Raw genomic sequence first — 25,217 nt, 5'->3', positions numbered from 1 at the left:
TAGATTTTTAATTAGAATAAATTTTGTAATTTTCTGTAGTTTAACATATAACCACAAAATCATGAAAAAATCTAAATTATTTATCTTCGCAATTGCATTACTGGCTGTATTAATGATTTCATGTCATAAAGGTCGAAATAAATTAGTGAACTCCTGGAAAATTACTGCTGTAGAGCCTAAATTACCGATTTCAGATTCTATGAAAAATGTAATTCTAACTCAAGGCACACTTACCTTTACGGAAGACGGACATGTTACCGGATATCTTACTCAAGAAATTAACAATGGTACTTATGCTTTAACAAAAGGTGGTAAAAATTTAGTAATAAAGGATGAAACCGGTACTCCCTACCCTTGTGAAAGTATCATAACAGAAGATCAACTGACACTAGACAGTAAAGAAATGAAAGTTACCCTCAAAAAAATATAATGTTTTGCACCTTAAAACAGTAAAACCACTCTTTTATAAACCGGAAAGAGTGGTTTTTTATTTAGAGTAATACCCTAATCTCTTTTTAAGCAATCAAACACTTCTGAAAGTGAATTCTTTCATTAACTTGGTTTTTTTTTGAGCCAAACTATTGTAATTTAATATTTTAAGCCTAGCTTTAATAAACTAAAACAAATGCCCCCAATAGAACCTATGATTTTAAATTCGAAAAAAATATTTCTGATCGACGGCTTAGGAGCTTTATTCTCTACCCTTTTGTTGGGCGTAGTATTGGTTGAATTGGAAATCTACTTCGGCGTTCCCCAAAAAACGCTTTATCTTCTTGCTGTTTTAGCCTGTTTGCTTATGGCATCTTCATTTGCGAGTTACTGGTTTGCGAATGAGAACTGGAGAGGTTGTCTAAAAATTATTGCTTTTGCAAACCTGTTGTACTGTGGTATCACGGCAGGCCTCTTACTCTATCTTTATACCCACCTAACCTATTTAGCGGTATTCTATTTTCTCGCGGAAATTGCAATTATACTCTTTCTTGCCCGAATGGAATTTAAAATTGCGAGCCGTTAACTTCTTATCTACTCTACGACTCCATCGTCCGAAAGCCCATAAAACATTGATAATACTGTCATTACAACAAAATATTTTTAAAAAATAGTGTCAAAAATTTTGCGCAGTCAAATAACTGCATTATATTTGCTGTCAAATAACTGCACAATGGAAATTCGTAGAGATGTATTTCAGGCAATTGCCGACCCTACCCGAAGGGCAATCTTAAGCTTAGTGGCTATCCAGTCAATGACTCCGGGAGTTATTGCTGAGAATTTTAATTCTTCAAGACAAACTATTTCAAAACACATTCAAATATTAACGGAATGTGAACTCCTGGAGCAAACGCAAAATGGAAGGGAAATTTATTACGTTACTAATGCCAGAAAAATGAAAGAAGTTGCTGATTTTATAGAACCGTTCCGCCAAATGTGGGACGATCGTTTTAACAAACTGGAAAATATCATGAAAAACTATAAACCGAAAGAATAACCAAATTATGGAACGAAAAACGAAAATTACTGCCGAAGAAGGTCAACAGGATTTATTAATTACAAGAGAGTTTGATCTTCCTCTAAAATTATTGTTCATGGCTTATACAGAGCCTGAAATTGTTGAACAATGGATGGGAACCAAAGTACTACAACTTGAGAATAAGAAGTATGGCAGCTGGCAATTTGAAACTTCCGACCCTAAAGGGAATGTAGTTTTTAAAGCTAATGGAGTGGTTCATGAGTTTTTTCCGGAACAGAAGATTACGCGAACATTTGAAATGGAGAACTCTCCTTTTCCGGTTCAACTTGAGTTTCTTGAATTTGAGGCGATAACAGAAGAAACCAGTCAGTTAAAAATGCATATTATTTACAGATCTGCTGCACTTAGAGATCAGATGCTAAAACTGCCATTTGCTCAGGGAATCAATATGGCTCACAACAGATTACAAGAATTCGCTTCCAAAAAACTAAATTAAACTAACTTAAACTAAACTATAAAATCATGAAAAAAAGAGACAAAATCATCTATTGGGTTGCTACATTATGGCTGGCGTTAGGAATGACTGCTACAGGAATCGTACAAATGCTAAAAATAAAAGAACAGGAAGGCATGATACAGCATTTAGGGTTTCCGGTGTATTTTTTAACATTGATTGGTATTTGGAAATTATTAGGTGCCGCAGCTATCTTAATTCCTAAATTTCCATTACTAAAAGAATGGGCCTATGCCGGCTTTTTCTTTACCATGACAGGTGCTGTTTTTTCGCATTTGGTTGTTGGAGATCATCCAAAAGAACTATTTGGCCCGGTATTGCTTATTGTTTTGACTATTGTGTCCTGGTATTTCAGACCTTTAGAAAGAAAAGCGATTTTAGCAAATTAGTCAATTTCTATCCATAACAGTGAAACTATTACAATCAAAACATTTAGCTTCTAAAAAATCAAACCCAAATGAAAAACAAACTATCAACAGAACAAAGCGAAGAATTATTGAAAGTACTACAAATCCGTTTTGAGAACAATATGAAGAGACATACAGGTCTTGCGTGGGATGATGTTCAGCAAAAACTGGAGGCAAATCCTGCGAAACTCTGGTCACTCGATGAGATGGAACGAACCGAAGGCGAGCCGGATGTTGTTGGATTTGACGAGAAAACGGGAGAATTTATTTTCTTCGATTGTTCTCCCGAAAGTCCAAAAGGCCGAAGAAGTCTGTGTTTTGATCATGAGGCACTCGAAAAAAGAAAAGAACACAAACCTGCCGGAAGTGCTGTAAATATGGCCGAAGAGATGGGAATTGAACTTTTAGATGAAGTACAATACAAAGAACTTCAAAAACTGGGTAAGTTTGATACCAAAACTTCAAGCTGGATTGTTACACCTTCTGAAATTCGCAAACTGGGTGGTGCATTGTTTTCTGATTTTCGCTACAATACCGTATTTGTGTATCATAATGGCGCTGAATCATATTATGCAGCCAGAGGTTTTAGAGGCTCTTTGAGAGTTTAATGAATTTTAATAACAATAGCATATGAACCCTAAAGTTGATCTTTACTTTGAGAATGCTGAAAAATGGCAAAAAGAACTGGAAGAGTTACGAAAAATTGCGCTGGATTGCCATTTAACAGAAGAATTAAAATGGGAAACAGCCTGCTATACGCTGCATGGCAATAATGTTGTTTTAATACATTCTTTCAAAGAGTATTGTGCTTTTCTGTTTTTTAAAGGAGCCTTAATGAAAGATACGGACGGAATTCTAATACAGCAGAGCGAGAATGTTCAGGCCGCAAGACAAATTCGTTTTACGAGTCTTGACGAAATCAAAGCTCAGAAAGCAATCTTAAAAACGTATATTTATCAGGCCATTGAAATAGAAAAAGCCGGTTTGAAAGTACAATTAAAGAAGACATCCGAATTTGAGATTGCAGAAGAATTTCAACAAAAACTAGATGAAGACAAGGCTCTTGAAATTGCTTTTAACACTTTAACTCCAGGTCGTCAACGGGCTTACTTACTGTATTTTTCAAGCCCAAAACAATCTAAAACCAGAGCGTCCAGGGTAGAAAATATGACGGATCAGATTCTTCAGGGAAAAGGATTGAAAGACTAATTTTTTAAAGATGATGTAGGAACCGTTTTAATAAAGAAGAATAGTTTTATCTTAGTATAAAAAACAAAACTCATGGAAGACAAAAAAAATCAAACCAATCCCTCCTCTTCTGACCCGACACCAAAAGTAACGGGAGTTGGAGGCATATTCTTTTTTTCAGAAAACCCAAAGGAAACCAGAGATTGGTATGCCAAAAACTTAGGACTTGAAGTTAACGATTGGGGATCTACTTTTGAATCCAGAAAAATAGATGCTCCTGAAGTCGTAGAATCTCTTCAATGGAGCCCTTTTAAGAAGGATGATGCGTATTTCTCTCCTTCGAAAAAAGAGTTTATGATTAATTACAGAGTGCAGCATATTGAAGCTCTTGTCAAACAGCTTAAAGAAAACGGTGTAACGGTACTTGATGATATTGCCACCTACGATTATGGAAAGTTTGTTCACATTATGGATGCTGAAGGCAATAAAATTGAACTTTGGGAACCGGCATAACTTAAATGCCTGACAAACTTGAATCTTTACTACAAACATCAGACTGAATCACTTTAAATGAATTCATTAATATTGTATTTTGCTAAACTTGGCTTTTCAGAAAAGGATATCGCCGAGTTTTTAAGCTGTATCAAAACACGTCAGTTTTCTGCAAACGAGTTCATTCTAACTAACGGTCAGTTGGAGAATTATTTGTCTTTTATAGATACGGGAATTGTCCGCTATTTTGTACTTACCAATGACAAGGAAATTACCTTTGATTTTGCGTTTAAAAACTCCTTTTACTGCGCCTACGATTCTTTTTACAACAGAACTCAAACACAGGTTTATATTCAGGCGCTTACAGATTGCCAATTGTACTCTGTCTCTTACGATCAGCTGCAGAAACTTTATGACAAATGTGAAACAGCAAAAAAACTGGGCCGTATCGCTACTGAATATTTATTGGATAAAAAAGTAAAAAGAGAACTGAATCTTTTAACCAAAACTCCGAAGGAACGCTATCAGAGTCTTCTTGAGGAACAACCTAAATACATTCAGCAGATTCCTCTCAAATATCTTGCGTCCTACATTGGTGTTGTTCCGGAGACGCTCAGCAGAATCCGCAAACGCATTTCTTGACCAAAGTCAATTGGTAAAACCTTTATTAAACTCAATTTTGTCCTGTTTTTTAACCTTAAAATCAGAACAAAATGAAAGTTACCATTACCCATATTGACACGGCTTGTGTTTTAATAAACATCAATGGATTTAAAATTATTACAGATCCGACACTGGACAAAAAAGACGACTTTTTTCCACAATATGTAAGCCGTCCATTGGCATTTTCAAAAAAATATATTGACCCCGCCTTATCAATAGCTGAAATCGGAAAAGTAGATTTGGTTTTATTAAGCCACGATCATCATAGCGATAATTTAGACAAAAACGGCAGGGTATTTATCAAAACTGTACCTGTTGTTCTCTCTACAAAAGACGCAGTGAAACGCTTAAAAAACAATAATACCATTGGTCTTGACAACTGGGAGGAATATACTGTTGAAACCACGAGGGTAAAAGGCTTGAAAATAACAGCTATACCTGCTCAGCATACCAATATTAAAAGACTGGATAAGGTTATGGGAAAAGTTATTGGTTTTACTATCGAATGGGAGGATCAAACTGGCGGCTGTCTCTATATTTCAGGAGATACTGTTCTTTTTGAAGGTTTATTGGAACTGGAAAAAAGAAAGAAGGTTGAAACGGCTATTTTGCATCTTGGAGCAGGAGCTTTTCCTTATTTGAAAAGGAATTTAAGGGTTACTATGAATGGCGAGGAGGCGCTTGAAACGACACGGCTTTTAAATCCCTCTACGGTAATTCCAATTCATTACGAAGGCTGGTGGCATTTTAAGCAATCGGTAAAATCACTAAAAAGCGAAATTGAGAAATCGGAATTAAGGGAGAAATTCTTATGGCTGGAAAGCGGAATTGAAACTGCATTAAAATTTTAGATAGATGTATTCTTCTAAACCGTTAAAGGACTTGTAAAAAAGCACTCGTTATTCATCCTTTAATCTACTAAACAAGGCTTTAATTCTAAAGATAATTCCTATATTCGCTGATGTGGATGTTAATTTTTAACAACACCAACTAACAATCAAAAAACGCCATAACCTTAAAAAAAATTTATGAAAAAAGTAACTCGTCTGTTTACATTAATGCTCTTTATTTGTTACGCTTCTACCCCTCTCTATTCGCAAATTACATCTGAAAAAATAGATCTTTTAATGCAGGACGCTTTGGAGAAATTTAAAGTGGCCGGTGCCTCAATTGCAGTTGTTAAAGATGGAAAAGTAATTCACCAAAAAGGATATGGTGTTGCCTCTATCGAAACAAAAAAAGCCGTAAATGAAAGTACAAATTTTCAAATAGCCTCTAACAGCAAAGCTTTCACAACTGCAGCGCTCTCTATTCTGGAAGACGAAGGCAAATTGAAATGGACAGATAAAGTAAAAGACCATCTTCCAAAGTTTAAAATGTATAACGATTATGTTACGGAAAATTTTAATATCCAGGATTTGCTTACACATCGCAGCGGACTTGGATTAGGTGTGGGTGATTTGATGTTTTTCCCTGACGGCTCCAATTTTACAATAAATGATGTTCTAACTAGTTTTCAATATTTTAAACCGGTATCTGCTTTTCGAACTAAGTTTGATTATGACAATTTATTGTATATCGTAGCGGGAGAATTAATTTCTAAAGTAAGTGGTATGGCTTACGAAGATTTTATACAAACCCGAATTATTGATCCTTTGCAAATGAGCAATTCTTTTGCACAAAGCGACAGGATAAAGGATAAAAGCAATCTGGCTGTATCACATTCGTCAGAATCCGGAACTATAAAACGAATTGATGGATTTGGAGTACAGATAAATGGTGCTGCGGGAGGAATCATTTCAAACGCAGCCGATATGGCAAAATGGATGACTTTATGTCTAAATAAAGGACAGTATGGAAGTGACTTGAAATCAACACTATTTTCTGTTAAAAATCATAACGAAATGTGGCGCATCCATACCGTTGAAGAAGTAGATCGTGATCCGAGATACAATTCACATTTTAGCGGTTACGGTCTGGGTTGGGGATTAACTGATGTGAAAGGAAATCTAAAAGTTTCTCATACAGGAGGTCTACCGGGAATGTTATCCATTGTTACGATGTACCCGGATCTAAACTTAGGCATCGTGATTTTAACTAACACAGAGAATGGCGGTGGCGGGCTCTTTACTGCCGTTACCAATACTATCTCTGACAGTTATTTAGGCCTGGACGATTTTGGCTGGACCAATAAAATTGTGGAATGGATGAAACAAGGCAGAAACACAGGAGATGATGTTACCAAGAATGTTTGGGAAAAAGTAAAACTGACAAAAAATGTGAAAGTAAAAAACGAAGACTTTATCGGAGTTTATACTGACAATTGGTTTGGAGAAATTGAAGTATTTGAAAAAAACAAACAGTTATGGTTCAGATCCTATCGTTCACCAAAATTAAATGGCCCTATGGCTTTTTATAATGCTAATACATTTGCCATAAAATGGGAATATCAGGCAATGAATTGTGATGCCTTTGCGATGTTTTCACTGGATGAAACCGGTAAAGCACAATCAATTAAAATGAAAGGCATCTCTCCTAATATTGATTTCAGTTTTGACTTTCAGGATCTGGATCTAAAAAGAGTGAATAAGTAAACCTGTTTTTATACTAAAATTTAAAAAAAGTCCGCAAAGTTTTCTTTATACTTTGCGGACTTTTTGCTTCTCTATTCAATCAAGTAATGCTTTTAGTTCTGATTCCTTCTGGTTAATAATGAAAAGCTGACTTTTATCTTCCAATAATATCTTGTAATCAAACTCTTTAGCAGCATTGAACTTCCAGTTTTTTAATTCTTTAAAACTGTTCTTAATGAGTTTTAAATTTTCGGCATTATTTTTAGAAACAATGATCATCTTAGTCAGATTTGATTTTTGCATTTTTTCAAGAGTGCTTCTGCTAATTTCGGTTTCATCCTCTGATCTGGAACGGTAACGATACTTTTGCTTGATGACGTCAAAATCCTTTTCATTTTCAGAAATAACATATCTGTAAGCCATTAGATTATCCATTTCGTTTATCCAGTTTGGGAATTTTGTTTCGTAGATTTCAATATAACGATCTATGAAACTTTTGTCTATGGCTTTTTTTTGAGAAATGTACTCGTTTAGCATAGGGTAAATTTCTTTTGCCATGAGGTTGATGTATTTTTTATTGTACCAGTCACCATCATCAACTTTTCCATTCAGCTGTGCGTATACATAACCATTGGCTAAGGAAGTTGCCAGCGCTTCGTTAAGCAGATGATAGGCGTAATTACTGTATTTTGATTTGTTTTCTTTGAAACTATTGTCGATCATTTTTTTTACTTCCAATGGCTGTTCGTTGTAAATAATATGATACGTTTCGTGCAACATTACACTAAAGAGATCCTTATAATCGTCTAAATCTGTTTGAATGGCACTGATGAAATTATTACCAAAAGAATTCGCGGTAAAGCCTTTAGAATTAGGCAAAGGATAAAATGCGATTTCAAAAGGAATTGAAGTATCCCAACTCGAATTGTAAAAAATCAAACCCATTTCAAAATAACGCTCCAGGTCATTTTCCTTTGCGTATTTGGTAATTTCAACGAGCTGTTTTTCAAATTTTTCTTTATTGGGATTGTATATGAGTTCGTTGTAAATCGGAGTAAAAGCGGAAATTATTCTCGTAAGATCATTCAGTGTTTTGTTGGTTAAAACTCCAATAGAGCGTATTTTAAAATCTTTTAAATTTTCTGTTTCGATTAAGTTTTTTCTCAAAAAATCAAAAGATTGCATTGGTTTTTTGGAACCTTCCGGGAATTCTTCAAATGGATAGCTGTAATCCAATGTCAGATGATCAAATTCTACTGCCAGTTTCTGAAATTTCTCAGTGTTGTATTTTGATTTTTGAAACTCAGTTTTAAAAACGTTGTCGGGATAGTTTTCGGATAAATTCTGAAGGAAAACAAAAACAGCTAATTGCTCAGAATACTTAATATTAAATACTGTTTTTTGAGCAAAAGACCAATTGGTTACGGCACACAGCATAACGACCAAAAGCTTAATTTTTAAAGTAATTTTCATTGTTTAGTAATTAAAATTTATTCGATAAGAATTAAAAGTAACTCAAAAATAAGCAGACAACAAACACTCACGATACCCTAAACAAAACAGTAACTGCTATGTTATCTTCAATAACTCTTACAATCTCTTTTTAGTATCTATCGCTTACTATTTTGCACTAGCCCTCTTTTGTCTTAAATTTGCAGTCTTGTTACAAGCATAGCAAAGTTTTCAAATGCTGAAGTGTCTAAATTAGGTAAAAAAGTGGGAATACATACGATTGAAAATGCAGAAAGAAACTGGACTATTTGTCCCGAATGTCAGGGACGTGGTAAAAAAAGCCAAAGACTCAGCAAGAAAGTGCGGCTTCAATATCAGATAGCGCTGGAAAACTTTGAAAAATCAAAGGACTCAGGAGTTTCCCCTACTCGTCCTAAAGCGCATCTCAATGTCTGTCTCCACTGTGACGGATCGGGATTGATTCCTTCGGAACATCCTACTATGATTGACAAAGAAAACTACCCGCATGTTGCCATAATTGGAGCCGGTATCGGAGGAGTTGCATTGGCTGTCGCTTGTCTGCACCGCAGAATTCCTTTTACTCTTTACGAACGCGATACTAACTTTGATGCCCGATCACAAGGTTATGGTCTCACCTTACAACAAGCCAGTAAAGCCATTGAAGGATTTGGTATATTCTCTTTAGAAGAAAAGGTCATTTCAACCAGACATTTGGTACATACTCCGGAAGGAAAAGTAATTGGAGAATGGGGTATTCGAAAATGGATTCCATCGGATACCAAAACAGCCCCGAAGCGAACGAATATGCATATTGCCCGACAACATTTGCGTTCGGCACTGCTGAAACAACTTGGGGCAAATGATATCGTGCAGTGGGGACATCAACTCATAGATTTTAAGGAATCAGAAGACCAAAGTATTTCCTTAAATTTTGAAGTAAATGGCAAAATCATAAGTACTAAAGCCGATCTTGTAGTGGGAGCTGATGGCATTCGCAGTACGGTACGAAAACTATTAATTGGTGACGAGGTTACTCCTTTGCGTTATCTGGGATGTATTGTGATATTAGGTATTTGTCCGTTAAAGGCTCTTGATGGACTTGATCATAATTTGCTCGACTCGGCAACTGTGTTTCAAACCGCTAACGGCAATGAGCGAATTTATATGATGCCTTATACAGAAGATTCTGTAATGTGGCAGCTTAGTTTTCCAATGTCCGAAGACGAAGCTAAAATATTGAGCGCACAAGGACCGAAAGCGCTAAAAGAAGAGGCTTGTCGAAGAACACAATGGCATGCCCCTATCCCACAAATTTTATCGGCAACTTTAGAGACGCAAATTTCAGGTTATCCGGTATACGACCGTGAATTACTTCGTCCCGAATTATTAGCAAAAAATAAACGGACCACATTGATTGGGGACGCAGCACATCCGATGAGCCCTTTCAAAGGACAAGGAGCTAATCAGGCATTGTTAGATGCGCTTTCTTTGGCTCGCGGAATCGTAAGAGGATGCAGACCGCTATCCAACTGGAGAGAAGCAGGAATAAGAGAAAGCGTTTTGACTGAGTTTGAATCCGAGATGCTTGTGCGAAGTGCCACCAAAGTAAAAGGTTCTGCCGAAGCTGCAGAATTCCTTCATTCTGAAATTGTTCTTCACGAAGGTGATGAACCAAGAGGAAGATGTTTAAAGAATAAATAAGCCAATCGTTTATTGCGTTTTTCTACAGTTTTTTTCTCGCAGTTTTTGCAGATCAAGCAGATTTTTTACTACAACCTATATGTTTTAAACTAAAAAAAGGAGCCACTTTTCAATGACTCCTTTTCGATATTAAATTTTAGTATTATTGAATTCTTTTTACAGACAGCTTGTCTAAGCAGAAATAAGCTGCGGTATTCATTCCGTATACCGGGTGTGAATCTGTTGAAGCCATTTGGAAAACAAGGTATTTTACGTCCCCTAAACCTTGAAGCGCCGTAGTATTCACGTTCACCCATCCTGTTGGCATTACTAAAGAACCTCCTGTGTAATCAGCCAATGATTGTGTAATTGGCGCAGTAATAGTTCCGCTTGAATCTACTCCGTAAATTAACAATTCAAAGTGATCTCCTGAAGAAAATGCCTGAGCAAAACCGTCTCCATACAAACAACCATAATATGACCATGGGTGCATGTTGATTTTTAATCCTTTTACATTGTACAATCCTGTATTTCCAATTTTAATCCAGTTAGAGAAACTTGTCTCACTGAAAGTAGTTCCCTGTGGATTTTTAGGATCTGTATAACTTGACCAGTATGCTACGATGTACGGATCTCCTGTTGTACCCGGAGTACCTGCCGAAATTGTAGAAGAAGTTCCGAAACCGCTTCCTGCCATAGTACCCCACTGATTGGCTACCCAACCGTTAGATCCGCCAGTACCTGCTCCCGAACCGTAATTTGTGATATCGTTTACATTCGATACAATAAAACCATCCCAATAATTGTAACCTGATGATGTTCCGCTATGTGAAAATTTAAATATATCAACGGTTAAATTGGTACTTGCCACATAGGTATTTTGCCAATACTTCCCGCCTGTTGTTGATGTTCCGCTGGTCAATAAAGAACTTGTCAGGTTAAGCGTAGTAGTTGTTCCTATTGAAGGATCGGTCACCGCACTTTTAGAAGTTGAGCCTGAGCTTTTAATCGCTGCACTGCCGCTTTCGCTATTTAATAGATTTTCATCATTACTACAGGACGAAAGTCCCAGAATCAAACCTACTGTCAAAAAATAAAGTACTTTTTTCATGATTTATAAAAATTTGGATTAATATTCTTGGTTGATTAATAAACAGTTTTTATTGAGGCTTTTCGATTATTTGCCTGCAGCAAAATTCAAATCTTCTGCTTGTTTGAAGGAGTTCGTAACCAGGTCTAATGCGCCAATCTCTGTGAACGTAGGCACGTATACTTTTACGAAATCTACCCCGGGAAGATGTACTTTATTACCATTACTATCTACAGCCCAGCTAATGTCTATTGAAGGATCTTTGATTCCGCCATAGCCCCATTCAAAAGTTCCAACATTGAATGCTGTACCTTCTCCATCGCTAATATCTTTTGTAGCCAAATTGACTTTTGTTCCTTTTAGTGTGTAAGAATCTCCAAGCCATTGTGGGTAATAATTGTATCGTCTCCATTTTTTTGTTCTGGTGATAAAACCTGAAGCCGTTTTATTATTTGCCCATTTAAGATATTCCTTGTCGAATTGCCAATCGTACTTTCCTGCTACGGCAGTTTTATTTGGATCCGGTTTGTAATATGTCACCTCATAGTTCTTAACTGTAGTCGATTTATAATACTCACTTCCGGCTATTTCGTACCACTCATTATCCTCTGCAATTCCATTTTTATTGGCATCATAAGCCACCATAATACTCACAGGAGAAAACTTTGAAGCATTCGAAACTGTATTCATCTGAACTGTAAAATCACGTTTGCCATAAGCATTGATCACCGTATGGTCGAATTTTGTTACGATATAACCGCCAAAAGTTCCCAGATCAACTAGAGACCCGTCGGCCAAAATAGCCTGTGCATTCTCTATCGCTTCCGCTTTCGTTGTAAACTCAAAACCGTCATTGTTATAATGCGGAGCAGGCACATAATCTATAATTGAAAGTGCTTTCGAAGTATACGTTTTACCGGTTTCGGCAACTGTAACTTTAGTAGAAGCCTGTTTTACCAACTTATTTAGTGTTACGGTAAAATCTACAGCATAGCTTAGTGCTTTTGGTGCTATAAACTTCAAGGTCTTACTGTCGCCAATAACAGAATCTTTAGCCACTCCGTCTTTTCCGGTTACTTTTAAAGTCCATTTGTATTGGGCAACAGCGCCATTTGCATTTTCAATCGTTACTTCGGGATCAATCGCTACCACATTGTATCGCTCCGTTGTAAAATCTGCCTGCAATTTTATAGTAAGAGTTGGATCTTTAATCGGCTCCGGTTTAGGTTCTTCAATTACAGGCTCCGGCTTTGTATCATCATTACTGCAATTGTAAAAAGAGCAAACAATGGCGAGGTACAAACTATATTTTATAAACTTTTTCATATTCTTCTCTTCTTACTTTTTTAGATTGTATTTTTTAATTATTTGAAGATCTGCAGCTCCCGAGAATCGCGTAGCCATAGACGATTGCTGGTGACAAAGTCCCATTGGTTCGCTGACACAGTTCACTACTTTGATAAAATGAATTCCCGGAAGATTTGCTTTATTTCCATTCTTGTCTACGGCCCAGTCGATATCAATATCAGGGCTTTTGGCATTTACGTATCCCCATTCCGGAGCCTCAAAATTCCACAAAGTAGTTTGCCCCGGACGTACTGCTGCAAAATTTACGTTTAACTTTGTTCCTTCGTAAACAGCTGTATTTTGAGTATCCCAGGCTGGATAATACTCTTTCTTAGTTTTAGACCTTGGCAAAAAGTACGTTTGAGATTGGTTGTTCTCACAATAAACATGCTCACGATCTAAAAAAGGATCATTTGGACCGCTTACGACTACTTTCTTACCAGCCGCAGGTTTATAGTAGGTAATTTTAAAATTCTTAACCGTATTTTCTTTAGCATGCTGACTTCCTATGATTTCATACCATTCGTCTTCATCGGGTTTTCCATTAGCATTTTTATCATAAGCAACATAAATTAAACCCGGAGCCGGAGGATTGGCTTTATCCGTTAAATCTGCTCCGTAAACTCTGAAGTCTTTTTTTCCTGAAAGATTAACCACCATATGATCAAATCCAACCACAATTGAACCTCCAAAACCTCCTAAATCAATTGGATATCCTACACTGGTTTCACTTATTCTTCCCAATGCTACCCTCATAACATCAGCTTTAGAAAATCCGTCTTTGTATAAATCATTGGCAAACATTCCGGGTGCCGGATTAAAATCCTGAATACTTGTTATGTAAGGATTGTAATTTTGAGTCTCATTTATCACATTCACTATAGTGCCACTTGTCCCTTTTTTATCTCCTTCCGTAACATTTAAGGTTAGTTCATATGCACCGGGATATAAAGCAACAAATCGTAAATCTTTTGTAGTTCCTATAATCGAATCTTTAGTCTGATTCACCGGATTTTTTTTAAGTACCCATTGATAATTTGGATTACTTGTTTCAGCTGAAGCTGTAATATTCAAAACTTTAAAGGTGTTTACTTCAAATTTATCCTGAAGCTTTACTGCTATTGGTATGGCGAGTCCTTCTCCGGTGTTGGCATCATTTTTATCGTCATCGCTGCATCCGGTAAATGCCGCTGCAAAAGCCAATAATAATAAATGGGCAAAGTTTTTTTTCATAATTCCTGATATAATAATTTAGTTTAATACATTTTTGAATGGATTAACGCGTAGGAATGCTTTCTCCTGAAAGATGCAAATCTGTTGCCCCCATTATTTCTGTTGAAGTTTCTCCGAGCCATCCCGCCTGCTGATTAAGGCCATTGTACACTTTCACAAAATCGATCCCGGGAAGCACTACTTTGTTTCCCTTTTCGTCCACAGCCCAGTTAATATCTATGCCTGAATCATCATCATTGTTCGGAGCATTATCTGCATATCCGTATAAAAAAGCATATTGTACAAAGTAACTTCCCGATCCGCTTTCATCAACTGCGTTATCGGGCAATCTTGTTCCTTTATAAGTGATAGAAGATTGATCTTTAAGCCATTTTGGCCAGTAATCTAAAGAATGATTGTAGGCATTATTCTGAACCAGATAGCCACTTTTCCCCTGATTGTCTTTCCATAAAATATACTCCATATCAACAAAACCTACTGTACCCGTAGTTCCACCCGACATCGGAATTTTATTGGGATCAGGTCGGTAATACGTTATTTCATAATGCTGAATCGTTTTAGGCATTTTATGTCCGCCCCCCTCTATCTCGTACCACTGATCGTCCGGAAGTCCGTTTTTATTTGTATCGTAAGCAACCATGATAACTCCTGCTTCACTGCTTCCGCCGCGCATCGTACTGTTCGGATTTGGATTAGCCTCTGCCCAGAAAGCATTGCCCAAAATTCTAAAATCACGTTTACCCTTAACATTAACAATGGTATGATCGAATCCAAAAACAACATAACCACCAAAAGCCCCCAATGAAACCAGATCACCATTTTTCTTGGCCAGATAAGTATTGGCTCTTGATAAAATTCTTTCAGGGGTATCGCCGTCATTAGCAATAGGCAGATCGTTTACAAACTGCCCGGGAGCCGGTTTAAATTCAAATACTTTTGAGATATAGCTTTTATACTCCTTCGTTTCTTTTGTAACGGTAACGACAACTTTTTGAGTTTGTACATTTCCTTTGTCATTTACAGTTACGGCTAATTCATAAACTCCTGCTTCTGCTGCCGCAAATAAAAGCTCCTTTGCTGTAGTAGTACTTAGTGCATAACTTTCTGAAGGTGCTTTTGTGATGGTCCAACTGTAAGTAGCTTCTGTTGTTGCGCTGATCGTTGGATTTAAAGTCATAATTGTAAATCTCTGCATACTAAAAGCTAAATCTGAACTAACAGGTGTCGGATTACTATTTTCATTTGATGCGTTATCATCAGAACAATTGGTTAATGAGAGTACTGCAATAAGCAACAATAAGGATTGGAAGTTTTTGAAAATATTGTGGTACATGTGGTATTGTTTAGTTTGGTAGTGGTAAAAGCAGGAGAAATTGAAGGAATAACAAAAGAAGTTTTAATTAAAGTCTTCAACAGAGCGCAATGTTATCCTTGTAAGTGTATACAATCGGGCACCGCCAAACACCCCTGAAATTGTATTGGTTTTTTATTAGAACAGGATTAAAATAAGGGAAGACACCACCAGATAATGCATTCGAAAAATACCGATTCAATACTGATTTCCTTTTCAGAAGTGATGCTCTCAGAGAGAAAAAGCAACTATACAACACTCCCGACTGAAGCAGAATAGAAGCAAAAACGATAACAATAAATAAGAATTCTCTTTTTGTATTATACATCACTTATTGAATTAAGAAAACTCCCGGATGTATAAATTAAAAACGCAATAAGGAAGAATCCCGTCATAAAAATGACAGGTTCGTTTATTGTTCTTCAACTTTATTCCACGAAAGTCTTAAACTATGTGATTGTGGCAGGTCTCCTGACTTGTTCCATCTTTAAAACAGCCTTCTCATCCCGCAAGCGGGGCAATGGCATTAGTAACGTTTAAAGACTTGTATAGAACTTACAGTAGCGGGTCTGTTCAGGATTTGCACCTGATTCCCTTTTAACCATTTTTTCTTAAGAAAAAACAGACCAAAATCTGGCGCAAATATATAACTATCTTTTACAATAGCGTAATTCTGAATAAAAAAATGAAATTTTAATATTAATCAATGCGTTACCAAAATTTTAAACTTTTTCCGAAGGTCTATCCAATGATACCAATTACAGATACATATTTACTGACTAAACTTCTTTATTTATTTTTAATCTCAATTTTCATAAGTAAAACAATACCCTTAAAAGTTCCTTTTGATCCCTAAATCAGGTATATATACTTGATTTCAGAATATCCTGACTAGTTACTTTTATAAATAACTAAAACTTAAATATTATGGAAACAGTAAAAATCCCTCAAGGGGTTCAGGTTACACTAAATGTAGCGATAAGTTCTGATGCAATTGTTGGTGCTGCTATTCGTTTAAAAGGTGAGGTAACAACTTACCCTGACAATCAATTTTCAGTAATTCTGGGAGATCTTTCAACACTGCAGAATGAAAAAATGACCGTGCAATCCTTGTTTCACGTTGATCAAAATATTGACCAAATAATGGCGACTACCCGATTAGATATTGAAGTTTCTTATGGTGATCAAACCCAGAAGCTAACTGTTAAAAAAAGGAAAATATACAATCAACTGTTTATAGCATTTGCATACGTTCAATTTACAAAACAATAAAGTTATGAAAAACTATTACTTACTAATAATTATAATAGTAGGAAACATTTGGAACAACAATGCGCAGGAAAAAAATGTTCCATTAAGTGAGTTTCCTATGTCTAATTTAACCAGCCCTGCTTTTCAACTACTGGAAGAGACGGTAACAGATATATACACTCCCGAAAATGTAAAAGCCTTAGCATTACATGTGCAAAACAATTTTGGTGAAAGTATGGCTATAGAAGTAACGCCCTACTTTTTTATTAATACCAAAAGTAAAAAAAGGACCTACGACAGATACATAGGTGTTACGAAAGATAAGGCAACAGGCAACTTAAAACAAAATCCTTTTAGCGGATTAAATACAACGACCCTTTCTTTTGCTTATTTAAAAAAGGATTTTGAAACTATTGCAGGTGACAACAAACGCCAGACCTTTTCTATAGGACTAAGAACAACATTGTTACGTTTTTTTGATAAAGAAAAAATACAGGAAAAGAAACAAAATATTCAAAGTGTATTAACAGATAAAGCATTGGTAGTTCCTGATGAAATACTTCAAATAGTAGATGAAGCAGAACAAAAAAAAGCTATAGAGGAATTTTATGAAAAACAAAAAATAAGAGATCGCTTAAAAGCTTACGAAAAAATTATTAAGCCAATATTCAAACTCGATGTCGCCGCTGCTTATAGTGACTTGTTCAAGGACAATTCTATAAATGGCGGAACAATTAATCGTTTTGGATCATGGCTAACCGGCGAATTTAATCTGATTCTAAATGAGGATAATGAAGAAAGTTCTACCAATAACTATGCAAATCTTCTGTTTATTGGCCGATATATCGAAGATGGTTTTAATATGGATTCTACTAATGTTTATACCACTAATTATTATAGAGATTTCGGGAGTAAATTAAGTTTTGAATTTGGAAAATTTACCTTAGGATATGAATACATCAAACGAAACGGAACTGTAAAAAGTGAAAGATCTGTAGGTAATATAAGTTTTAGGATAAATAAAAACATAAGTATCACAGGAGCATTTGGAAAGGACTTTCAAAAAGAAGATAACCTTCTGGCGCTTTTTGGAGTAAATTGGGGATTAAATTTTGGCAATTCATCACCATCTCTCGAATAATTAAACTATAAAGAAATAACCCACAAAATCCATTAGATGTAATATAAAATCTGAAATCCTATAAAAAAGAAAGCATACTTGTTTTTTCTTTCAATTAACTGATTAGAAACAAGTATGCTTCTATGTCTTATATTAATAAAAAAATTACAATACTACTATTAAATCATTAGCAAATGTTCCTGTACAGGTCCTAATGCAAAAACAATAAACATGGACATCACAGTCAAAATCATAATGACCATAAATAATAAGGTTCCAAAAATACCCGAATCAACTCTCAAAGTGCCCAGCGAAGGAGCTACGGCTTTTTTAGCACTTAAATAACCAATGATCAAAAATGCTCCAATCATCGGAATAAAGCGACCGGCAAGCATCGTAACCGAAGTGGTTAAATTCCAGAAAGGAGTGTTATCAGCCAGCCCTTCAAACCCGCTTCCATTTCCCGCCATCGAAGACACATACTCATAAACTATGGTGGTAAAACCGTGTGGTCCTGTGTTACTCAGCCACTCAACAGCTTCCGGAACATACAAATAAACGTGAACAGCAATTGCCGAAAATAATAATGGTATCGCCAAAGCGCAAAGGTTTACCAAAACTGCTACCTGAACTTCCTTAATCGAGATTTTCCTGCCAAACAACTCCGGAGTTCGTCCTACCATCAGTGAACCGATAAAAGTGGCTATGATCAGATAAATAAACATATTGATCCATCCGGTACCCAGCCCTCCAAAAAACGCATCTACCTGCATTCCTATAAACATCCCAATCGAAGACAACGGCATATAACTATCGTGCATACCTGTTATGGTACCAGCCGGGATTATCATATTAACCGCACTGTAAAAAGAGGAATAATACGTTCCAAAACGCACCTCTTTACCTTCCATATTGGCTGGTGATGAGTCAATTCCCATTGCACTGAATTTGGGATTACCGGACATTTCACCACAGATTAAGGGAATACAAGTTACAACAAACCCCATCAACATCACTCCCAAAAGCATTCTTGAAAATTTTTTATTGTTGAGATACCGGCCTACGAAAATGATAAAAGACATCGGCAAAAGCCAAACGATAATAGTGTGAATGATGTAGGTAAAAAAGTTAGGATTTTCAAATGGATGCGCACAGTTGGTTCCAAAAAAGCCGCCACCATTAGATCCTAATTCCTTGATGGGAAGAAAAGCTGCCGCAGGTCCTGTTGACACTACTACTTCTCTGCCTTCAACAGAGGTAATTTTCTCAGGTTCATCAAATGTCATTGGCACACCGTTAAACAAAAAAAAAGTTGCGGTAATTATACTTAACGGCAACAGTATACGAGTAGATGATTTTACAAAATCGCTATAAAAATTTCCTAATCCTTGTATCGATTGAGCAGCAAGTCCCCTGACTATTGCTACACCCGCACAAAGGCTTGTGGCTGCACTTAAAAACTGTAAAAGCATAAACACGCCTACCTGTGCAAAATAACTCGCTCCTGTCTCTCCTGAATAGTGCTGCAAGTTGGTACTGGTCAAAAAACTAATTGTTGAATTTAACGCCAATGTCCACTCCATACTGTCGATACCAGCCGGATTTAAGAAAAGTTTTCCCTGGAGCAATAAAATAACAAATCCCCAGAGGAACCATATGAACTGTACAGATAACAATACTTTTAAATATGTTTTCCAATTCATTTGAACCGTGGGGTCAATTTTACAAAACCGGTATATCAATCGGTCTAATGGATTAATTAAGTCTGTTATGCTTTTTTCATTTGCATATATTTTTTTCATTTCCCGACCTACGATGACCGACAGCAAAATAACAGTAAGAAGAAGACCAAGTGAAACTATTAGTTGAGTTAACATATTTTTTAAGATTGAGGTTCTTTGCGAAAGCACCAACAACTAGTCCACACGAACAATAAAAATGTTAATCCCTGATTTACAACCAAAAGCACTTGTAGGAAATACCACTACCTTATCATTTTGATACGATTACACTATCATTTTGATACTATTTCCTTTTTATTCCTGAAAAATCTAAAGGAATAGGAAGCTAAAAATCAAATAATTAATTAGAAAATGCTTTTTACGGCACATCATTTGTATAAAAAACACACAAAGTAAGTCCGTTTACTTTTATCAAATTTAATTTCCAAAGCCATGAAAAGACATAAAAAAAATGCCGGTTACTTTAAAATTTTTAAACAAGCTACTAAAGAGCGAAGACAAAAAAACAAAATCATACTTACGATACAAGTTATTTTTATAACCATTATAACTATTATGGTGTATCAAAGAATTATGACATAGAAATGTATGGCAAAAAAACGAATCAGCTTATACAACGCTTTTCACCTTCAGGCAAATAAGTCAGAAATAGTAACAATAAACAACTTATCACTCCCTGAATAAAGCGACACAGAATAAAACCTGAAGAAAACTGATGCGTTTTTTTGTTTATCGAATCAATTTTAAAAATGCACTATACACATCATCTTTAATTGAGGTTCGCAAATAAACTTCGTTTTCGTCTTTGGTTTTATATTCAAACTGAATCAAAGCCGCATCAGAATAATAAAAAAAGTAATCATCGCCCAAGAATTCAAGATTTGAAATAGGTCTCGTTGATAATTTGTATTCAAATGCAATTTCACCATTTGTAATGTCCAATTGAAAAAGCTTACTTTTACGAGTGTACCCCCAAATATTATCACTTTCTTCGACCATATACTCAACATTATCGCCTTTAAAATCCCTTTTCCAAATTTGAGTTCCTGCTTTTGAATCTACAGCGTATATCGAAGAAACTTCGGGTCCTTGTGCGGCGAAATATAGCTTCTTGTCTTTGCAAAATATACGTTCCTTAATATTATTCTGAGTTTCCTCCAATTTAAACTGCCACAAAACATCTAATCTATCAGGATTTAGAGCAAAAACTACATTTTTTTCATTTGCAGTAAATATATTTTCTCCATCGGTTACTAATTTTCCGCGCATGGCTTCTTCACAGGTCTTTTGAACAAGAAGTTTTCCTGTATTGGCTTCAAAACTATAAACAGAAGTTCCGCTTTGAATAAAAACTTTGTTATTGAATAAAAGAACCGGACTTTCATTATTTTCAGCATCTAGTTTATGATTCCATAATAAACCACCAGTCTTTATATCAAGCGCATAAAGGTTACCGTTTTGGGAGGTTACGAATAATTTTCCCTCATTTATAACCGGAATCTGATTTTTCAGGATGATCTGATCTGTGCTATTCCCCAGTCTTGATTTCCAAAAAACAGCACCACTCTGATTATCAATGGCAAAAATTTCTCCGTTAATAAAAGGAACATATACTACTCCGTCCTGCAATGTGATAGCATTTGCACACAACTCCGTAAAGGAATCTGTTGCTTTTACGGTCCAGTTAATTTTTTCAGACTCTAAATTGAAGGAAAAAAGAGAACCGTCGTAATCGTAAATCAATATCGACTCTTTATCCAATGCAACTTTCGCCAACGGTTTTAGCACTTTATGAGTAACTTTATCGCTAATATTACCTGCAGCTTCTATTTTAACCGGTGCTGAAACGGTTGGCACCTGTGCAAACATATTGGTAACGGCACATGCAAATAAAAGAGTAATTATATTTTTTTTCATTTTTAGATTTGGGGTTAAATGAACTGATTTCTTTTTATCAAGACAAAATTGCGTTTTTAAGTGATTCCGTGCTTGATAAATGCTTAAAATTATTACGGTACTAATATAGAAACAATTTTCACTGCTAGATCAATATTCCAGAAATAACAGCTAAAAAAACTTCTTAAGGAATAAGGATACTTTTATAGTTCTAACAAACCTGTATACAAGCCATTTCTCCCATGGTTTAAAGAAAATTTCAGCTAAACAGTGACGAGAAATATTTTTAGTTTGTTTTCCAAATCAACCAAATAATTTACTCTAATAATTCTTACATTCGCTCAGGAAAAGTCAATTGATATCTACTAATAAACAATTTAATGAAACAAACCCCTACATTCTTCAAAATCCTCTTTTTAGTACTTTTTATTAGCTGCAACAATTACGCACAACAAGAAGACGACTTTTCTGCAAAAATTGACAGTCTAATACAAACCACAAACCCAAGAAATTTTAACGGAGCAATTGTTATTAAACAAAACGGAAAAATAAAATATGCTAAAGCACATGGTTATTCTGATTTCAACAAGAAAACAGAACTGAAAATTTCTGATAAATTTTCAACAATGTCAATTGCCAAACAAATCACGGCTACACTTATCTTACAAGAAGTAGAAAAAGGAACAATCAATTTAGAAACCCCTATTCGCAAATATTTACCGGAATTAAAATATTCGTGGGCAGATACCATCACTGTTAATCAATTGCTCAACAATACTTCGGGATTAAGCAGTGAAGACATAGATAAACCTCTTAAATTTACTCCGGGAGCTGCTTTTAATTATTCTAATATTGGCTATTATGTAGCAGGACAAGTTTTGGAAAAACAAAGTCATAAAAGTTTTGAAGAGTTAGTAACTGCCTTGTTTAAAAAGTGCGGGATGACCAACAGTTACTACCCAAATGAGACAAACAACACATTTTTAACAAAAGGGCACTCCATAAAAAAAGAAGGTAGTATTAAGCTGAACGAACAATTAAATTTTGATATTCATAATTATTTTGGCAGTCATTTAATTGTTTCGGTTCCTGACTTAGCAAAATGGAATGAATGTCTGCACTCAGGTCAACTATTAAAACCCGCTACTTATAAAATGATGATTGCTTATTCAATCACCAATACACATCCCCTTTTTGGTGATAAACCAATTGGTTATGGTTATGGATTGCGAATAAATGATAAAACCAATATTATGGAAATCGGACATACAGGTTTTCATCCCAGTGAAGGATTTACAGCGGTCAATTTATACTATCCAAAAACCAAAACCAGCGTTATTGTTATGGAAAATCAAGCATTTGAAAATTTTAGTATTGCTTATTATTTTGAACAGGAAATTAGAAAAATCGTTAGAAAAAGTAATCTGTTGAACTAAAACTCAAATTTATAAAAACCGTATGCGTAAAAGAAATTCAAAACAAATTCTCACAGTACTTTTTTCGACTTTAAGTCTCAACTTCACCTTTGCACAAAGAAAAGAGTTCAGGGAAACCACCGTTGACAGCCTAACTTTCGTAAATAACCGAAAAGCACTGAACAGTCTGAATACTGATAGCTTCCTAAAAAGAATATCTACTAAAGAAAATATAGAAATCCCTTATAGGCTCCTAACGCCAAAGGATAATAGCAATCACCATAAATACCCTTTGGTCATTACTTTCCATAACTCTACCCGAATTGGAAATGATAATGAAAACCAGCTTGAACCATTTGCAAAAATTTGGCTGAGACCTGAAATTTACACTAAATATCAATGTTATGTAATCGCACCACAATTCAGCGAGCGTTCTTCAAATTATGAAAAGAATAGTGATGGAATTCAAGTTTCAAAACCTTCTGCAGCTGTTTTTGCCTTACTCGAATTAATTCAAAACATTGAAAAAGAATACCCAAACATCGATAAAAACAAGATTTACTTAATTGGATATTCTATGGGGGGATCGACTGCGCAAAATCTACTCAATATCGCTCCAGACCAATTTGCCGGTATGGTTTCCGTAGCAGCAGTTCCTGATTTTTCCAATCTCAAAAAATTAAGCCAGAAGAACATCTGGCTTATTCATGGAAAAAAAGACGATGACAATCCTTATATCGGAAGTGTTGAATTGTTTGCAAAATTATCCTCCAACAAGAATTTGACTTTTACCACTTTGAATAATTTAAATCATAACAACATTGTGATTCCGTTTTTACTAACCGAAGAGATTCCAAAATGGTTATTTGAAAAGCATAAGTAAATCGTATTTTAATGGATTTAGAACTTGATATTCTTTCCTTAAATATCTGTGCTGACTGTTGATAAAGCATTTTATTTGTTTTTCTCCATCCACTCAATGATTTTTAAAGCAACACCATTTGAAGATTGAAAATTTTGTCCAGTAACAATTCGACCGTCTTGTTCCACATAAGATTCATTTCTCTTTGAAAATTTAAAATCCCCACCTCTGTCTTCTATAGTCTTCTGAATTAAGAATGGAAAGTGTTTAAAATATTCGCCATCTTGTTTTTCGAAAGAGTCAGGATAACCGCTTATTCTTTTTCCATCCACTAAAAATTTACCATTTTTAGTTTTCAGGTTAACAATACCAGCTGTTCCGTGACATACCGAAGAAATAATGCCATTATTATCTTCGTACACTTGCATAGCAATACGTTGAATATCTAAACTTTCAGGAACATCATACATGGCACTTCCACCGCCGATATAATGAACAGCTTTATAATTTTTATAATCAATTTCTTTAGGACTTACGGTATGTTTTATGGCGTACATAAAATCCTGATCGTATAAGTATTGCTTTTGTAAATTATCAGAGGTATTAATATAAGCCAAAGGAATACTGCCGCCCTTTGGACTCACAAAATCAACTGTATAACCGGCATGTATAAAAGTATCATAAGCATTTATGATCTCAGCGAAACTGTTACCTGTTGAAATGGTAGAATTTCCGTAATAATGTGCATTAGAAACAATAAATAAAATCCTTTTTCCAGATTTATTAGTTGCTTTACTGCTGGCCGCTTTGCTGATTATTCTCCATTCACCCTGAATTTTCTTCAGCAAAAACATATCCATAAATTCTTGTTTTTTTTCTGCAATGACAATTTCAGCCTTTGCAATAGCAATATCATTAAAAAATTCCACAGAAATAACTCTGCCTACGCGACCGTTAAATTCACCTTTCTTACCTTTTTGAAACCAGGTAACATATTCCGAAGCTGGAACGATCCATAAAGGTTTGTCTTTGTGACTTAAAAAAAGACTGGCTTCAGAATAAAAAGCCTTACTAATACTGTCAGGCTGATTGTAAGATGTACCCTCAATATAGTTTTGAATGCAATTCTGAATTAAAGATTGTTCTGATTGCGAAAAAGATAAATTGGATACTAATGCAAATAAGACTAAAAGAAAAACTCTCTTCATAAACTTGGATTTTAATGGTTTTAAAATATTGCTCAAAACTATACTCATTGCATCTTAAAATGTTCCGGATTTATAATAACGGACTCCAATTTTATACTTTTAGGAGTAAAAATGATTCTTTTTGCTAAATGGTTTCAAAAAAATCGGGCATAAAAAAAACTCCTTAATTTCTTAAGGAGTTTCTTGTTGGAAGATGATGGCTTAAAATAAAACCTATATATTAAGCTATTTCAATTCTTTTATC

24 protein-coding genes and 1 riboswitch are annotated in these 25,217 nt (G+C 35.3%); of the genes, 16 read left to right on the top strand and 8 right to left on the bottom strand.

The genetic code is table 11. The annotated features are described in order from the left end of the window. The first annotated feature begins 61 nt into the window (after positions 1-61). From BHE19_RS16570 to BHE19_RS16520, 11 genes are all read left to right on the top strand, one after another. Positions 62-430 carry a hypothetical protein gene (locus BHE19_RS16570; RefSeq protein ID WP_070908052.1) on the top strand — a complete coding sequence of 123 codons (369 nt, stop codon included), beginning with the start codon at positions 62-64 and terminating at the stop codon, positions 428-430. Positions 431-625: 195 nt separating this feature from the next. Next, positions 626-1,015 carry a hypothetical protein gene (locus BHE19_RS16565; protein WP_070908051.1) on the top strand — a complete coding sequence of 130 codons (390 nt, stop codon included), beginning with the start codon at positions 626-628 and terminating at the stop codon, positions 1,013-1,015. A 147-nt stretch (positions 1,016-1,162) separates the two neighbouring features. Then, a complete protein-coding gene (locus tag BHE19_RS16560) occupies positions 1,163-1,486 on the top strand; it encodes an ArsR/SmtB family transcription factor (protein WP_070908050.1) in 324 nt (107 codons plus the stop codon). A gap of 7 nt (positions 1,487-1,493) precedes the next feature. Further along, a complete protein-coding gene (locus BHE19_RS16555) occupies positions 1,494-1,964 on the top strand; it encodes an SRPBCC domain-containing protein (RefSeq protein ID WP_070908049.1) in 471 nt (156 codons plus the stop codon). Positions 1,965-1,990: 26 nt separating this feature from the next. Next, entirely contained in the window at positions 1,991-2,371 is a 381-nt protein-coding gene (locus BHE19_RS16550; protein ID WP_070908048.1) for a DoxX family protein, read from the top strand. A 68-nt stretch (positions 2,372-2,439) separates the two neighbouring features. Continuing rightward, the gene (locus BHE19_RS16545; protein ID WP_070908047.1) at positions 2,440-2,997 is read left to right on the top strand and encodes a DUF4256 domain-containing protein; all 558 of its coding nucleotides are present in this window, start codon (positions 2,440-2,442) and stop codon (positions 2,995-2,997) included. Positions 2,998-3,019: 22 nt separating this feature from the next. Beyond that, complete coding sequence (locus BHE19_RS16540) at positions 3,020-3,598, top strand: YdeI/OmpD-associated family protein (RefSeq protein WP_070908046.1); 579 nt, start codon at positions 3,020-3,022, stop codon at positions 3,596-3,598. A 72-nt stretch (positions 3,599-3,670) separates the two neighbouring features. Next, positions 3,671-4,090, top strand: a complete 420-nt coding sequence (locus BHE19_RS16535; protein ID WP_070908045.1) for a VOC family protein — start codon at positions 3,671-3,673, stop codon at positions 4,088-4,090. Between the two features lie 57 nt (positions 4,091-4,147). Beyond that, positions 4,148-4,711 carry a Crp/Fnr family transcriptional regulator gene (locus BHE19_RS16530; RefSeq protein WP_070908044.1) on the top strand — a complete coding sequence of 188 codons (564 nt, stop codon included), beginning with the start codon at positions 4,148-4,150 and terminating at the stop codon, positions 4,709-4,711. Positions 4,712-4,782: 71 nt separating this feature from the next. Further along, positions 4,783-5,583, top strand: a complete 801-nt coding sequence (locus BHE19_RS16525; protein WP_070908043.1) for an MBL fold metallo-hydrolase — start codon at positions 4,783-4,785, stop codon at positions 5,581-5,583. Positions 5,584-5,760: 177 nt separating this feature from the next. Continuing rightward, positions 5,761-7,326 carry a serine hydrolase gene (locus BHE19_RS16520; protein WP_070908042.1) on the top strand — a complete coding sequence of 522 codons (1,566 nt, stop codon included), beginning with the start codon at positions 5,761-5,763 and terminating at the stop codon, positions 7,324-7,326. Between the two features lie 75 nt (positions 7,327-7,401). Here the strand turns inward: BHE19_RS16520 and BHE19_RS16515 are convergent, their stop codons facing one another. Continuing rightward, entirely contained in the window at positions 7,402-8,778 is a 1,377-nt protein-coding gene (locus BHE19_RS16515) for a hypothetical protein (RefSeq protein WP_070908041.1), read from the bottom strand. Between the two features lie 249 nt (positions 8,779-9,027). On the opposite strand from BHE19_RS16515, the gene BHE19_RS16510 reads away from it, so the two are divergent. Further along, positions 9,028-10,479, top strand: a complete 1,452-nt coding sequence (locus BHE19_RS16510; protein ID WP_165607932.1) for an FAD-dependent oxidoreductase — start codon at positions 9,028-9,030, stop codon at positions 10,477-10,479. A 142-nt stretch (positions 10,480-10,621) separates the two neighbouring features. Here BHE19_RS16510 and BHE19_RS16505 read toward each other — a convergent pair whose 3' ends face one another. The 4 genes from BHE19_RS16505 to BHE19_RS16490 all read right to left on the bottom strand — a co-directional run bounded on the left by BHE19_RS16505 (position 10,622) and on the right by BHE19_RS16490 (position 15,461). After that, positions 10,622-11,569 (bottom strand): DUF4465 domain-containing protein, encoded by a 948-nt coding sequence (locus BHE19_RS16505; RefSeq protein WP_070908039.1) that lies wholly within the window; start codon positions 11,567-11,569, stop codon positions 10,622-10,624. A 66-nt stretch (positions 11,570-11,635) separates the two neighbouring features. Beyond that, positions 11,636-12,874, bottom strand: coding sequence for a hypothetical protein (locus tag BHE19_RS16500; protein ID WP_070908038.1), 1,239 nt, complete (start codon positions 12,872-12,874; stop codon positions 11,636-11,638). Between the two features lie 12 nt (positions 12,875-12,886). Continuing rightward, positions 12,887-14,128 (bottom strand): hypothetical protein, encoded by a 1,242-nt coding sequence (locus BHE19_RS16495; protein ID WP_070908037.1) that lies wholly within the window; start codon positions 14,126-14,128, stop codon positions 12,887-12,889. Between the two features lie 43 nt (positions 14,129-14,171). Beyond that, on the bottom strand, positions 14,172-15,461 hold the full coding sequence (locus BHE19_RS16490) for a hypothetical protein (RefSeq protein ID WP_070908036.1): 1,290 nt from the start codon (positions 15,459-15,461) through the stop codon (positions 14,172-14,174). 462 nt (positions 15,462-15,923) lie between these two features. Continuing rightward, a riboswitch (cobalamin riboswitch) is annotated at positions 15,924-16,125 on the bottom strand. A gap of 281 nt (positions 16,126-16,406) precedes the next feature. On the opposite strand from BHE19_RS16490, the gene BHE19_RS16485 reads away from it, so the two are divergent. After that, positions 16,407-16,751, top strand: coding sequence for a hypothetical protein (locus tag BHE19_RS16485; protein WP_017498262.1), 345 nt, complete (start codon positions 16,407-16,409; stop codon positions 16,749-16,751). A 4-nt stretch (positions 16,752-16,755) separates the two neighbouring features. Further along, complete coding sequence (locus BHE19_RS16480; RefSeq protein ID WP_070908035.1) at positions 16,756-17,871, top strand: hypothetical protein; 1,116 nt, start codon at positions 16,756-16,758, stop codon at positions 17,869-17,871. A 158-nt stretch (positions 17,872-18,029) separates the two neighbouring features. On the opposite strand, the gene kdpA is transcribed toward BHE19_RS16480, so the two are convergent. Next, positions 18,030-19,727, bottom strand: a complete 1,698-nt coding sequence (gene kdpA / locus BHE19_RS16475) for a potassium-transporting ATPase subunit KdpA (RefSeq protein WP_070908196.1) — start codon at positions 19,725-19,727, stop codon at positions 18,030-18,032. Between the two features lie 594 nt (positions 19,728-20,321). After that, positions 20,322-21,509, bottom strand: a complete 1,188-nt coding sequence (locus BHE19_RS16470; RefSeq protein ID WP_070908034.1) for an outer membrane protein assembly factor BamB family protein — start codon at positions 21,507-21,509, stop codon at positions 20,322-20,324. Positions 21,510-21,868: 359 nt separating this feature from the next. Between BHE19_RS16470 and BHE19_RS16465 the strand changes: the two genes are divergently transcribed. Both BHE19_RS16465 and BHE19_RS16460 read left to right on the top strand, forming a co-directional pair. Next, the gene (locus BHE19_RS16465; protein ID WP_070908033.1) at positions 21,869-22,924 is read left to right on the top strand and encodes a serine hydrolase domain-containing protein; all 1,056 of its coding nucleotides are present in this window, start codon (positions 21,869-21,871) and stop codon (positions 22,922-22,924) included. Between the two features lie 22 nt (positions 22,925-22,946). Further along, entirely contained in the window at positions 22,947-23,786 is an 840-nt protein-coding gene (locus BHE19_RS16460) for a carboxylesterase family protein (RefSeq protein ID WP_070908032.1), read from the top strand. Positions 23,787-23,857: 71 nt separating this feature from the next. Here BHE19_RS16460 and BHE19_RS16455 read toward each other — a convergent pair whose 3' ends face one another. Continuing rightward, positions 23,858-24,973 (bottom strand): nuclear transport factor 2 family protein, encoded by a 1,116-nt coding sequence (locus tag BHE19_RS16455; RefSeq protein WP_070908031.1) that lies wholly within the window; start codon positions 24,971-24,973, stop codon positions 23,858-23,860. Between the last annotated feature and the right edge of the window lie 244 nt (positions 24,974-25,217).

This window comes from Flavobacterium tructae, assembly GCF_001853485.1.
Taxonomy (GTDB): Bacteria; Bacteroidota; Bacteroidia; order Flavobacteriales; family Flavobacteriaceae; genus Flavobacterium; species Flavobacterium tructae.
This window is presented reverse-complemented; position numbering and strand designations above follow the sequence as displayed.

What these genes read in the sequence shown, in the direction of transcription:
- BHE19_RS16570 (WP_070908052.1), top strand. Translation starts at nt 62, where the DNA reads ATGAAAAAATCTAAATTATTTATCTTCGCAATTGCATTACTGGCTGTA.
- BHE19_RS16565 (WP_070908051.1), top strand. Translation starts at nt 626, where the DNA reads ATGCCCCCAATAGAACCTATGATTTTAAATTCGAAAAAAATATTTCTG.
- BHE19_RS16560 (WP_070908050.1), top strand. Translation starts at nt 1,163, where the DNA reads ATGGAAATTCGTAGAGATGTATTTCAGGCAATTGCCGACCCTACCCGA.
- BHE19_RS16555 (WP_070908049.1), top strand. Translation starts at nt 1,494, where the DNA reads ATGGAACGAAAAACGAAAATTACTGCCGAAGAAGGTCAACAGGATTTA.
- BHE19_RS16550 (WP_070908048.1), top strand. Translation starts at nt 1,991, where the DNA reads ATGAAAAAAAGAGACAAAATCATCTATTGGGTTGCTACATTATGGCTG.
- BHE19_RS16545 (WP_070908047.1), top strand. Translation starts at nt 2,440, where the DNA reads ATGAAAAACAAACTATCAACAGAACAAAGCGAAGAATTATTGAAAGTA.
- BHE19_RS16540 (WP_070908046.1), top strand. Translation starts at nt 3,020, where the DNA reads ATGAACCCTAAAGTTGATCTTTACTTTGAGAATGCTGAAAAATGGCAA.
- BHE19_RS16535 (WP_070908045.1), top strand. Translation starts at nt 3,671, where the DNA reads ATGGAAGACAAAAAAAATCAAACCAATCCCTCCTCTTCTGACCCGACA.
- BHE19_RS16530 (WP_070908044.1), top strand. Translation starts at nt 4,148, where the DNA reads ATGAATTCATTAATATTGTATTTTGCTAAACTTGGCTTTTCAGAAAAG.
- BHE19_RS16525 (WP_070908043.1), top strand. Translation starts at nt 4,783, where the DNA reads ATGAAAGTTACCATTACCCATATTGACACGGCTTGTGTTTTAATAAAC.
- BHE19_RS16520 (WP_070908042.1), top strand. Translation starts at nt 5,761, where the DNA reads ATGAAAAAAGTAACTCGTCTGTTTACATTAATGCTCTTTATTTGTTAC.
- BHE19_RS16515 (WP_070908041.1), bottom strand. Translation starts at nt 8,778, where the DNA reads ATGAAAATTACTTTAAAAATTAAGCTTTTGGTCGTTATGCTGTGTGCC.
- BHE19_RS16505 (WP_070908039.1), bottom strand. Translation starts at nt 11,569, where the DNA reads ATGAAAAAAGTACTTTATTTTTTGACAGTAGGTTTGATTCTGGGACTT.
- BHE19_RS16500 (WP_070908038.1), bottom strand. Translation starts at nt 12,874, where the DNA reads ATGAAAAAGTTTATAAAATATAGTTTGTACCTCGCCATTGTTTGCTCT.
- BHE19_RS16495 (WP_070908037.1), bottom strand. Translation starts at nt 14,128, where the DNA reads ATGAAAAAAAACTTTGCCCATTTATTATTATTGGCTTTTGCAGCGGCA.
- BHE19_RS16490 (WP_070908036.1), bottom strand. Translation starts at nt 15,461, where the DNA reads ATGTACCACAATATTTTCAAAAACTTCCAATCCTTATTGTTGCTTATT.
- BHE19_RS16485 (WP_017498262.1), top strand. Translation starts at nt 16,407, where the DNA reads ATGGAAACAGTAAAAATCCCTCAAGGGGTTCAGGTTACACTAAATGTA.
- BHE19_RS16480 (WP_070908035.1), top strand. Translation starts at nt 16,756, where the DNA reads ATGAAAAACTATTACTTACTAATAATTATAATAGTAGGAAACATTTGG.
- kdpA (WP_070908196.1), bottom strand. Translation starts at nt 19,727, where the DNA reads ATGTTAACTCAACTAATAGTTTCACTTGGTCTTCTTCTTACTGTTATT.
- BHE19_RS16470 (WP_070908034.1), bottom strand. Translation starts at nt 21,509, where the DNA reads ATGAAAAAAAATATAATTACTCTTTTATTTGCATGTGCCGTTACCAAT.
- BHE19_RS16465 (WP_070908033.1), top strand. Translation starts at nt 21,869, where the DNA reads ATGAAACAAACCCCTACATTCTTCAAAATCCTCTTTTTAGTACTTTTT.
- BHE19_RS16460 (WP_070908032.1), top strand. Translation starts at nt 22,947, where the DNA reads ATGCGTAAAAGAAATTCAAAACAAATTCTCACAGTACTTTTTTCGACT.
- BHE19_RS16455 (WP_070908031.1), bottom strand. Translation starts at nt 24,973, where the DNA reads ATGAAGAGAGTTTTTCTTTTAGTCTTATTTGCATTAGTATCCAATTTA.